This window comes from Sphingopyxis sp. GC21 (genome assembly GCF_025727575.1).
In the GTDB taxonomy this organism is placed as follows: Bacteria; Pseudomonadota; Alphaproteobacteria; order Sphingomonadales; family Sphingomonadaceae; genus Sphingopyxis; species Sphingopyxis terrae_A.
This window is the reverse complement of record NZ_CP095845.1, coordinates 580,020-590,831: the sequence shown is the minus strand read 5'-3', so window position 1 is coordinate 590,831 and position 10,812 is coordinate 580,020. Positions and strand designations below refer to the sequence as shown.

The 10,812-nt window shown below is 65.9% G+C and carries 14 protein-coding genes; 11 read left to right on the top strand and 3 right to left on the bottom strand.

From position 1 onward, the window contains the following. The first annotated feature begins 15 nt into the window (after positions 1-15). The 11 genes from MU856_RS02840 to MU856_RS02790 all read left to right on the top strand — a co-directional run bounded on the left by MU856_RS02840 (position 16) and on the right by MU856_RS02790 (position 5,848). Positions 16-429, top strand: a complete 414-nt coding sequence (locus MU856_RS02840; RefSeq protein ID WP_058813422.1) for a MerC family mercury resistance protein — start codon at positions 16-18, stop codon at positions 427-429. A 104-nt stretch (positions 430-533) separates the two neighbouring features. Continuing rightward, positions 534-713, top strand: a complete 180-nt coding sequence (locus MU856_RS02835) for a hypothetical protein (protein ID WP_156001228.1) — start codon at positions 534-536, stop codon at positions 711-713. Positions 714-716: 3 nt separating this feature from the next. Then, the gene (locus MU856_RS02830) at positions 717-1,313 is read left to right on the top strand and encodes a hypothetical protein (RefSeq protein WP_263588316.1); all 597 of its coding nucleotides are present in this window, start codon (positions 717-719) and stop codon (positions 1,311-1,313) included. After that, positions 1,310-1,501 (top strand): helix-turn-helix transcriptional regulator, encoded by a 192-nt coding sequence (locus MU856_RS02825; protein ID WP_263588315.1) that lies wholly within the window; start codon positions 1,310-1,312, stop codon positions 1,499-1,501. The genes MU856_RS02830 and MU856_RS02825 overlap by 4 nt, the downstream gene beginning before the upstream one ends. Before the next feature lie 4 nt (positions 1,502-1,505). Continuing rightward, entirely contained in the window at positions 1,506-2,414 is a 909-nt protein-coding gene (locus MU856_RS02820; RefSeq protein ID WP_263588314.1) for an alpha/beta fold hydrolase, read from the top strand. Positions 2,415-2,607: 193 nt separating this feature from the next. Further along, the gene (locus MU856_RS02815; RefSeq protein WP_062902045.1) at positions 2,608-2,862 is read left to right on the top strand and encodes a DUF6356 family protein; all 255 of its coding nucleotides are present in this window, start codon (positions 2,608-2,610) and stop codon (positions 2,860-2,862) included. 10 nt (positions 2,863-2,872) lie between these two features. Then, positions 2,873-3,640 (top strand): alpha/beta fold hydrolase, encoded by a 768-nt coding sequence (locus MU856_RS02810; protein ID WP_263588313.1) that lies wholly within the window; start codon positions 2,873-2,875, stop codon positions 3,638-3,640. A gap of 9 nt (positions 3,641-3,649) precedes the next feature. After that, positions 3,650-4,087 carry an acyl-CoA thioesterase gene (locus MU856_RS02805; RefSeq protein WP_086455924.1) on the top strand — a complete coding sequence of 146 codons (438 nt, stop codon included), beginning with the start codon at positions 3,650-3,652 and terminating at the stop codon, positions 4,085-4,087. A gap of 9 nt (positions 4,088-4,096) precedes the next feature. Continuing rightward, positions 4,097-4,534, top strand: coding sequence for a VOC family protein (locus tag MU856_RS02800; RefSeq protein WP_003047492.1), 438 nt, complete (start codon positions 4,097-4,099; stop codon positions 4,532-4,534). Positions 4,535-4,608: 74 nt separating this feature from the next. Continuing rightward, on the top strand, positions 4,609-5,337 hold the full coding sequence (gene gloB, locus MU856_RS02795; protein ID WP_062767902.1) for a hydroxyacylglutathione hydrolase: 729 nt from the start codon (positions 4,609-4,611) through the stop codon (positions 5,335-5,337). 61 nt (positions 5,338-5,398) lie between these two features. Then, positions 5,399-5,848 (top strand): hypothetical protein, encoded by a 450-nt coding sequence (locus MU856_RS02790; RefSeq protein WP_263588312.1) that lies wholly within the window; start codon positions 5,399-5,401, stop codon positions 5,846-5,848. 81 nt (positions 5,849-5,929) lie between these two features. On the opposite strand, the gene MU856_RS02785 is transcribed toward MU856_RS02790, so the two are convergent. The 3 genes from MU856_RS02785 to MU856_RS02775 all read right to left on the bottom strand — a co-directional run bounded on the left by MU856_RS02785 (position 5,930) and on the right by MU856_RS02775 (position 10,784). Further along, the gene (locus MU856_RS02785; RefSeq protein ID WP_062902040.1) at positions 5,930-7,759 is read right to left on the bottom strand and encodes an AMP-dependent synthetase/ligase; all 1,830 of its coding nucleotides are present in this window, start codon (positions 7,757-7,759) and stop codon (positions 5,930-5,932) included. Between the two features lie 179 nt (positions 7,760-7,938). Continuing rightward, entirely contained in the window at positions 7,939-9,630 is a 1,692-nt protein-coding gene (gene ggt / locus MU856_RS02780; RefSeq protein WP_003047899.1) for a gamma-glutamyltransferase, read from the bottom strand. An 83-nt stretch (positions 9,631-9,713) separates the two neighbouring features. Further along, positions 9,714-10,784 (bottom strand): quinone-dependent dihydroorotate dehydrogenase, encoded by a 1,071-nt coding sequence (locus MU856_RS02775; RefSeq protein ID WP_263588311.1) that lies wholly within the window; start codon positions 10,782-10,784, stop codon positions 9,714-9,716. Positions 10,785-10,812 lie beyond the last annotated feature (28 nt).

Below are 10,812 nucleotides of genomic sequence, written 5' to 3'. Positions count from 1 at the left end.
TCGAAAGCCCGAACCATGTGCCTCCCCGCCCGCCCCTCGCTGCGTTCGCGCGCCGCCGACCTTATCGGAGTCGGGCTGTCGCTCGCCTGCCTCGTCCATTGCCTCGCACTGCCGCTGCTCCTGCTCGCGGCGCCCGCGCTGAGCGCCTGGCTCTCGCTGCCCGAGAGCTTTCATGCGGTGATCCTGCTGCTTGCCGCGCCCGCGGCGGCGCTGGCGCTGGCCGACGGCCAGCGGCACCACGGCCATCGCTATCCCGTCGCCGCGGCGCTGGTCGGCCTTGCCCTCCTCGCCGCCGGACTCGCCGCGCACGAAGGCTGGGTCCGCGGTCTCGCCCCCGAAACCGGCGACCGCCTGTTCACCACCCTCGGCGCGATCGCCCTCGCCAGCGCACACATCGTCAACTGGCGATTGCGGCACGCGAAAGGCTGACGCCTCCAGCGCGATTGGCTCGCTTGTCATTGTGTCAATGTTGCTTGACAAGCGCAAATCTCCGTGTCAATGTCCCTTTACTTTTTAACAAGGGAGCTTGACCGATGCCGCCGATTTTCCGTGCTCTTTGCTGGGCCCTCGCCATCATGTGCGTCGCCGTTGCGCAGATCCTCGACATCATTCCCGAGAATATCGCGACGATGCTGATCATCGTGCTGCCCGCGATCATGATCGCAACGACGCCACGCGACGGCCGCGCCTGCGCCAAGCGGACGGCGGCCTGAACCATGGCAAGCGCAACCGAAACCTCCGCCCGGCGTGCCGCAGGATTTTGGGCGATCGCCTTTCTGATCGGCATGTTCGGCACCGCATGGCTGCTGAAAACGAGCAAGGTCATCGCGGCACCCTGGGGTCTTGCGATCATGATTCTCCCGATGCTGCTGCTGATCCCGATGGTGCGCGCGACCGAGCGCATGCAGCGCGAAACTGGCTGCGCATCGGTCGTTGCCACGCGCTACAACCGCCGGATGCTGGTCGCCTCCTTCGCGTATGTGATCGGACTGGGCAGCGCGCTGCTCCTGTTTCGACAGCAGGAGGCAGCCAAACCGTTCGCCGCGCTGCTCGCGCTGCTGCCGACGCTGCCCGTATTCGGGATGATCTGGGCAATGGCGCGCTATGTCATCGAGGAGAGCGATGAGTATCTGCGCGCGCGGACGGTCAATGCGGCGCTGATCGCCACCGGCCTGCTGCTCGCGGTGGCGACTTTCTGGGGCTTCCTGACGACCTTCGGCGTTGCGCCGGCGGTGCCGATGTGGACCGCCGTCCCGGTGTGGTGTCTTGGCCTGGGGCTGGGACATTTCATCGGCAAGGTTCGCGGCCTGTGAAGAACCGCCTGAAGGTTCTGCGCGCCGAGCGTGACTGGAGCCAGCATGACCTCGCCGACCGGCTCGAGGTGTCGCGCCAGTCGGTCAACGCCATCGAAACCGGCAAATATGATCCGTCGCTGCCGCTCGCCTTCCGCATTTCCGACCTGTTCGGCCTGCCGATCGAAGCCATATTCCTGAAAGACTGAACCCATGAAACGACTTTCCATCGCCGCGCTGTTCATCCTGCTGATCGCCACCATCACACCGCGCGCCGATGCCGCGGAAGGCGCCGCCGGATGCGGCACCGGCCTGCTCGAAGGCAAGCGGATCACGGTCGAGGTCGAAGGCGACGGTCCCGACGTCGTGCTGATCCCCGGCCTGTCCTCGCCGCGCGCGGTCTGGGCGCCCACCACCGAACGGCTGAAAGCGACGCATCGCCTGCACCTTGTCGAGGTGCGCGGATTCGGCGGCGATGCGCCGGGCCTGAATGCCGAGGGCCCGATACTCGAGCCGATGATGCGCGAGATTGCGGACTACATCGACGATTGCATCGTCGACCAAGGCCGCCCCGCTCCGGCCATTATCGGCCATTCGCTCGGCGGCCTGACCGCGATGATGATCGCTGCCCGTTCCCCCAAGGAAGTCGGCCGGCTGATGGTCGTCGACAGCCTGCCCTTTTTCGGGATGCTATTCGGTCCGACCGCGACCGTCGCCGGCGTCGAGCCGCAAGCCGCTGCGATGCAGAAGATGCTCGCCGCACGGGATAGCGCCGAGGCCGACGACCGGACGTTGCAGATGATGTCGGCCACCGACGTAGGCCGCGCGCAGGTCAAAGCCTGGACGCGGGCGGCGAACGCGAAGGTCGCGGCGCAGCTGATGTATGATGACATGACCACCGATCTTCGTCCCGAGCTGAGCGCAATCGCTGCGCCGTTCACGATGCTCTATCCACTCGATGCCAGCGCGATGCCCGAAGCGATGGTCGATGGACTCTACAAGGGCGCCTTTACAACGGCCAAGACCGTGACGCTGAAGCGTATCGACGACAGCCGCCATTTCATCATGCTCGATCAACCCGAGGCCTTTGCCGCGGCGGTCGACGAATTCCTGGCGAATTAAGGCGATCCACCCTGTGCTGCCGGCATGGGGAGGCGGCAGCGGACTTCGGCTACCGGGTAGGCGCTCAGGACAAGGTCGGCATATATCTGGCGGGAGCAAGTAAGTGTTCCCCCGCGGGTAGGATCCGGATACCGCCCTTGCCTGCGCCCCGGCCGCTCGCTAGGGCAGCGGCAACCCGAAAGGAACCGCCAAAATGTTCAAGCGCCTGTTTGTCGATCATCCGAAAAGCGTAGACGAAAATTACGTCGAGCATTTCGGGGTCGCCGCGCGCTTCGGCTTCACGATGATCTGGGGCGGTCTGTGCGCGCTGGTCCATGCGGTCGTCCCCGGCTGGTGCATCACCACCGGCAGCGACACCATCCAGCGGCTCAACAAGATCATGGTCGAACAGCGCCGCGCCAAGGGCCAGGCCGTGGCGCAGATGAACACGGTCGATTGGGTGATCTGAGCGCGTTCGCGTGACCGAAACGGCGACACCCGATTATCTCGACCGTCCCGGCCGCCCGCGGCTTGCCTATCGCCATGCCAGTGGCGCAGGGCCGACGATCATATTCCTGCCCGGTTATATGTCCGACATGGCCGGGGGCAAGGCGACCGCGCTGTTCGACTGGGCGGCGGCCGAGGGGCAGGCCTGCCTGCTGCTCGATTATGCGGGCTGCGGCCTGTCCGACGGACTTTTTGCCGACCAGACGCTGCTCGACTGGCGCGGCGACGTGCTCGACCTGATCGACGCAAAGGTCGAGGGGCCGGTGATCCTTGTCGGATCGTCGATGGGCGGCTGGCTGATGCTGCTTGCGGCGCGCGAGCTGGTCGCGCGCGACGGGCCGACGCGGGTGGCGGGACTTGTCGGCATCGCCGCGGCGCCCGACTTCACCCGCTGGGGTTTCTCGCCTGAGGAAAAGGCGATCATCCTCGCCGAAGGCGCGCTGATCGAAGAAACGCCCTATGGCGATCAGCCCTATGCGACCACGCGCGTCTTCTTCCAGTCAGGAGAGTCGAATCTGCTGCTCGACAGCGAAATCCCCCTCTCCTGCCCCGTGCGGCTGCTCCACGGGCAGGAAGACGGCGACGTGCCGTCCGACATCAGCCTGCGCCTTGCCGCGGCGCTTGCGAGCGACGATGTGCAGGTGACGCTGGTCAAGGGCGGCGACCACCGCCTGTCACGCGATGGCGACATCGCCCTGTTGATCGATACTGTCGCGCGCCTCGCGACCCATCCGGACTGAAGGACAATCATGGCCCGCAGCGACTATAAATTCCATGTGCGCAAGCGCGTCCGCTATGCCGAGATCGACGCGCAGCGGGTGGTGTTCAACAGCCGCTACCTCGAATATTTCGACATCGGCATCACCGAATATTGGCGCGCGGCGGGTGTATATGATCGCTGGCCGGGCCACGACAGCCCCGAATTCCACGTTGCGCGCGCCGAGATCGACTATCGCGCGCCCATCCTGCTCGACGAGGAAATCGACATCTGCGTGCGCGCGGCGCGGGTCGGGCGCAGTTCGATGGTTTTTCACTTCGAACTGCACGGCGCGGGCGCGGACGATCTGCGCGCGACGGGCGTGCTGGTGAACGTCCATGTCGCCGAAGCGCAGGGCGCGCCGAGCCCGGTCCCCGATGAATTCGTAAATCTGTTCGAAGCGTTTGAAGGTCGCGCGCTTCGTGCCTAATATGGGGGCATGACCAAATATCTCCACACGATGATCCGCGTTTCGGATCCGGACGCCACCATCGATTTCTTCAAGCTGATCGGCCTTGAGGAAGTCCGCCGCTTCGACAGCGAGGCGGGCCGGTTCACGCTGATCTTTCTGGCCCCGCCGGGACAGGCCGGCGTTGCCGAGGTCGAACTGACCTATAATTGGCCGCCCGAGGATGGCAGCGCCCCCGAAAGTTATTCGGGCGGGCGCAATTTCGGGCATCTCGCCTATCGCGTCGACAATATCTACGAAACCTGCCAGCGCCTGATGGACGCCGGCGTGACGATCAACCGCCCGCCGCGCGACGGCCACATGGCCTTCGTGCGATCGCCCGACGGTATCTCGGTCGAGCTGTTGCAGGACGGCCATCTGGAGCCTGCCGAACCCTGGGCCTCGATGCCCAACACGGGAAGCTGGTAGATCGTGCAACCAAGGCGGCGCGCGCGCGTGTCCGTCTTGGAAGGCATGAGGCCGGCGAGACATAGGAGAAGAGCGTGAGCGCGCTGGAAATCGTCCGCATCCCCGTCCTCAGCGACAATTATGTCTGGCTGGTCCACGATCCGGCAAGCTTCGAAACGATGGTCGTCGACCCCGCCGTGGCGGAGCCGGTGCTGGCCGAGGCGAACGCGCGCGGCTGGCCGATCACCGCGATCTGGAACACCCATTGGCACCCCGACCATACGGGCGGCAACGCCGACATCAAGGCGAAGACCGGGTGCGAGATCATCGCGCCCGCGGCCGAGCGCGAGCGCATACCGACCGCCGACCGCCTCGTCGCCGATGGCGACCGGGTCATGCTCGGCGCGCATGTCGCCGACGTCTGGGCGGTCCCCGCGCACACCGCCGGGCATATCGCCTATCATTTTGCCGAGGACGGCGTGATCTTCGTCGGCGACACATTGTTCGCGATGGGATGCGGCCGCCTGTTCGAAGGCACCGCCGACCAGATGTTCGCGAACATGCAGCGCCTCGCGACCCTCGACGATGCGACGCGCGTCTATTGCGCGCACGAATATACACTGTCGAACGCGCGCTTCGCGGTGACGGTCGATCCCGACAACCGCGCGCTGGCCGAGCGCCTGAGCGCGGTCGAAACGGCGCGCGCGCAAGGCATAGCCACGGTGCCGACGACGATCGGCGACGAGCGCGCGACCAATCCCTTTCTGCGCGCGCCCAGCGCAGCGGAACTCGGCCGCATCCGCGCGCTGAAGGATGCGGCCTGAAATGGGCTGCTTCAGCCCTCGTTCAGCGTCCGTCCGCCAAACAACGCCCGTCAGGATCCCTATGATGACCATGCCCCGCTTTGCCCTTTGCACCGCGCTGATCGGCGCCGCCGCCTCGCTTGCCGGCTGTGCGCCGTCGGCAAGCGGAGCCCCCGGCGCCGCAGCGCTGACGCCCAAGCAGGCGGCGACGCTCGACAAGCAGCTCACTGGCAAGACGCCGGGCACCCCGGTCAAATGCCTGCCCAATTACCGTTCGATGGACAGCATTCGCGTGTCGGACGACATCCTGCTCTATCGGTCGGGCCGCAATCTGGTTTACCGCAACACGCTGAAAGGCAGTTGCCCCGGCCTCGCGCGCGACAGCGATATCATGGTCGTGCGCCAGTTCGGATCGTCGACCTGCGAAGGCGACTTCTTTTACCTGGTCGATCGCAGCAGCGGCATTCGCGGTCCGACATGCGTTTTTGGCGAATTCGTCCCCTATCGCAAACCGGCGGGGGACGGCGGCTGAACCAAAGGTTCGGTCACAGGCGGGGTTCCGGTTTGCGCCGAGCTTTTCGGGTCGCGCCCCCGCCTGTATCCTGACGCGAACCTACCCCTTGTAGAGAGCCGCGATCTTGTCCTCATAGACCTTGCGCAGGATATGGCGACGGATCTTCATCGACGGGGTCATCTGTTCATTCTCGATCGTGAAGGGTTCGTCGGCAAAGTCGAACTTGCGCACCTTCTCGATCACCGAAAGCTGGCCGTTGACGCGGTCGACTGCCTCGCGGATCGCGGTGCGGAATTTTTCGTGCTCGCGCAGCAGTTTCAGATCCTTGGGCAGCCCTTCGACCTCGGCCCATTCGGCCATCCATTCGGGATCGGGCACCAATATGCCGACGAGGTGCGGGCGCTTGTCGCCATAGACCATCGCCTGCAGGATTTCGGGCTGGAGCGTCAGCATCCCTTCGACCCGCTGCGGCGAGACATTGTCGCCCTTGTCGTTGACGATCAGATCCTTCTTGCGATCGGTGATGACGATGCGGCCCTGATCGTCGATATGGCCGATGTCGCCGGTATGGAGCCATGGCCCCTTGTCGGGTTCGGCCGGATCGGGAACGAGGACGCGTGCCGTTTCCTCCTTGTTGCGCCAATAGCCCTTCATGACGAGTTCGCCGCGGACGCAGATTTCCCCGTCGTCGGCGATCCGCACTTCGGTGTTCATCAGCGGCGGGCCGACGGTGTCCATCTTGAGGCCGACCGAGGGGCGGTTGCAGCTGATTACCGGCCCCGCCTCGGTCTGCCCATAGCCCTGAAGCAGCGTCAGGCCGATCGAGTGGAAGAAGACGCCGATTTCGGGGTTGAGCGGCGCACCGCCCGAAACGAGCGCTTTCATCCGGCCGCCGAAGCGCTGCTGGATCTTGGGGCGGAACAGCTTGTTGAGGATGAGGTCGACCGGGCGGTCGAGCACGCCGAGGCGGCGCTCATAATCCTTTTCGCCGACGCGCAGCGCCTGGCTGAGCATCCAGTTCGCAAGCTTGCCCTGTTTTTCGACCGACTTGATCATCCGGGCGCGGATCACTTCGAACAGCCGCGGGACGACGACCATGATCGTCGGCTTCGTTTCCTCGATGTTCGAGACGAGCTTTTCGAGACCCTCGCTGTAATAGATTTGCGCGCCGACCATGATCGGCAGAAACTGTCCGCCCGAATGTTCATAGGCGTGGCTCAGGGGCAGGAAGGAGAGGAATACCTCTTCGTCGCCGATGCCGAAATCATTGACCAGCACCTCGGCCGCGCCCGCCGCATTGTGCAGGATCGCGCCATGATGCTGCATCACCCCGCGCGGCGCGCCGCCGGTGCCGCTGGTGTAGATAAGGCAGGCGGTATCATCGCGCGTCATCGCCAGACCGCGCGCCTTCGCGTCCGCCAGATGGGCCTCGCCGCCTTCGACCAGCGGCGCCCAGTCGTGGACCGCCACCTCGCCCTGCTGGCCGACGCGCAGGCTTTCCATGCTGATGACGATATGCGCGTCGGACCGCATCACCGCGGGCATCAGGGTGCGCGCGAGCTTCGCGGTCGAGACGATGACGGCGCGCGCGCCGCTGTTGTCGAGGATATGCTGGTGATCGCGTTCGGTGTTCGTGGTGTAGGTGGGCACGGTGATGCACCCCGCCGCCATGATGGCGAGATCGGCGATGCAGAATTCGGGCCGGTTTTCGCTGACGAGGACGACGCGGTCGCCCTCCTTCAGCCCCAGCGCGCGCAGATTATGCGCGAGCGCGGCGACCTGGTTCGCAACCTGCCGCCAGCTCAGGGGTTGCCACGCGCGGTCGGCCTTGTGCCAGAGAAAGGGGCTTTCGCCGCCCCGTTCGGCACGGTCGAAAAACATCGCGACCAGACTGGGAAAATGGTCGAGATGCGGGTTGTCCAGCTTCATGCCTCTCGCTCTCCTCGGGAGGTTATTGTCGTTGGGTCGTTCTTAGGGTCAATCGCCACACGATAGAAGCCCATAACCCCTCCGTCATCCCGGCGGAGCCCGGGATCTCATCCTCGCGTCACAGCGCAGCGGCGAGATCCCGGCCTTCGCCGGGATGACGATAAAATTGGCCGTAATAATCAGTTCTGCGCCGGTGCGCCGTCGACCGACGAGGTGCCGGGCCCGCGCGGGTCGGCGGCGCCGCGCCAGCCATCGCCGACGCGTTCGATCGCGTTGAGCTTCGAGCCTAGATCGGTCGGCGTGAAGCTGTAGCCGAAGGGCTTCATCTTCGCCGCGATCGCCTTGCCGAGATCGTCATTCTCGATCAGCACGCCCTGCTGGCCGAAGAAGATATTGGGCAGTTCCATCGCATCCTGCGCGCTGAGCCCCCAGTCGAGGACGCCGATCAGCGTCTTCGTGACATGCATGATGATGCGCTTGCCGCCCGCCGAGCCGACGGCGAGGATCACCTTGCCGTCGGGCCCATAGACGATCGTCGGCGACATGGAGGAGAGCGGTCGCTTGCCCGCTTCGACGCGGTTGGCGGTCGGCTGCCCGTCCTTGACCGGCACGAAGTCGAAATCGGTGAGCTCGTTGTTGAGGAAATAGCCGTTGGCGATGAGCTGGCTGCCGAAGATGCTTTCGACGGTCGAGGTCATCGAGACGACATTGCCGTCCTTGTCGGCGACGACGAAATGCGTCGTGCCATGTTCGGGGATCGGCGGCGCGGCAGCGCGCGGCTTCGCGCCCGGCGGCGTGCCGGGTTCATAATGGCCTGCGGCGCCATAGGGCGAGATGAGCTGGCGGCGTTCGGCCAGATAGCCTTTGTCGAGCAGGCCTTTCACCGGCACATCGACGAAATCGGCGTCGCCGAGATAGGCCGCGCGGTCGGCATAGGCGAGTTGCATCGCTTCGGCCAGCAGGTGCCAGCTCATCGGATTATCCTTGCCCATCGCCTTCATGTCATAGCCCTCGAGCATGCCGAGGATGCCGAAGACGGTCGTCGCGCCCGACGAGGGCGGCCCCATGCCGCACAGCTTGTAGATGCGATAGGTGGTGCAGACCGCCGGGCGCTCCTTCGCCTGATAGGCGGCGAGATCCTTGAGCGTGAGCTGTGCCTGATTGCGCGGCGCCTTTGCCACGGCGTCGCTGATCGCCTTGGCATTGGCGCCCGCATAAAAGGCTTCGGGGCCGCGCGCCGCAATGTCGCGCAGAATGGCCGCATAGGCCGGGTTGCGGATCACGGTGCCGACGGGCGCGGGTTTGCCGTCGACATAATAGATGGCGCGGGCGGCCGGGAAATCCTTCCACACCGGCTGGAATTGTTCGAGCCAGGTATAAAGCGCGGGCGTGACCTTATATCCGTCCTCGGCCAGTTTGATCGCGGGCTGGAACAGCGCCTTCCATTCGAGCTTGCCCCATTTCTTGTGCGCCATTTCCATCAGGCGGACATTGCCCGGAACGCCGACCGACAAGCCGCCTGGCACGACGTCCATGAAGCCGCGCGGCTTGCCGTCGGGGCCGAGGAAGCGGTCGCCCTTCGCCGCCGCCGGCGCCTTTTCGCGGCCGTCGATGGTCGAGATGCTGTCGTCCTTGGCATTGTGATAGACCATGAAGCCGCCGCCGCCGATGCCGCTCGATTGCGGTTCGACGAGGGTCAGCACCGCGACCATGGCAATCGCGGCGTCGGCCGCCGATCCGCCCTGATGCAAAATCTCTCGCCCCGCCTCGGTCGCGCGCGGGTCGGCCGACGAGGTGACGCCCTGCGCCGCGGCAAGCGACGGGACGGCAAGGACGAAGAGGCTGAAAACAGCAAAGAGTCGTTTAAGCATGGGCGCGACATTGGCGCGGGGGTCTGTCGAGTGCAAGCCCTGTTCCCCCCGCCCGTCTCCCCTCGCCCGTCGGCGCGAGCACGTCAGGCGCCGGCGCCCACCGCGTCGCACACCCGCGCAAAGCCGTCGCGCGCGGCGCGATCTTCGAGGCCGTGCGCGATGCGTGCGGCCAGCCCCGGCCCTTCGAACACCATCGCCGAATAGATCTGGATCAGGCTGGCGCCCGCGCGGATGCGCGCCCAGGCCTGATCGGCATTGGCGATACCGCCGACGCCGATCAGCGGCACTGTTCCGCCGCTTGCCCGGCGAAAGTCGCGCAGGCGCTGCAGCGCAAGATCGTGAAGCGGCGCGCCCGATAGCCCCCCCGCTTCGCCCGCGTGGCGCGAGGCGAGCGGCGGGCGCGTGATCGTGGTGTTCGACACGATGACCGCGGCGAGGCGCTTGTCGATCGCCACCGCGACGATGTCGTCGATGTCGGCGGGTTCGAGATCGGGCGCGACCTTCAGGAAGACGGGCTTGGCCGCTCCCGCGGGCTGCGCCGCCGCGACGCCGTCGAGCAGCGCCTCGAGGGCGCCGCGATCCTGCAAGGCGCGCAGGCCCGGCGTGTTGGGCGACGAGATATTGACGGTGAGATAATCGGCGAGCGGCGCCATTGCCGCCGTGCCCTTCGCATAGTCGGCGATGCGATCGGCGCTGTCCTTGTTGGCGCCGATGTTGATGCCGAGCGGCACCGGCAGACCGTGGCGGCGCAGGCAGGCGATGCGGTCGGCCGCCTTTGCCTGCCCGCCGTTGTTGAAGCCCATGCGGTTGACCACCGCGCGGTCCTCGACCAGCCGGAACAGCCGCGGGCGCGGATTGCCGTCCTGCGGCAAGGGGGTGAGCGTCCCGACCTCGACAAAGCCGAAACCGAAATGGGGCATCGCATGCGCCACGCGCGCATCCTTGTCGAAGCCGGGGGCGAGGCCGACCGGGTTCGGGAAGTGCAGACCCGCCAGTTCGGTCGCCAGCGCAGGACTGGTCAGCGCGGCGCGCGCACGCGGTAGCGGCTGGAGCGCGGCGAGCGTCAGATTGTGCGCCGCCTCGCCATCGGTCGCGTGAACGACGGGGCGGACAAGGCCGTAGGCGGCATCGGCGGCGGAGGCAAAGAGCGACATGCCCCGCCATTGCGCCGGGGCGACGGCT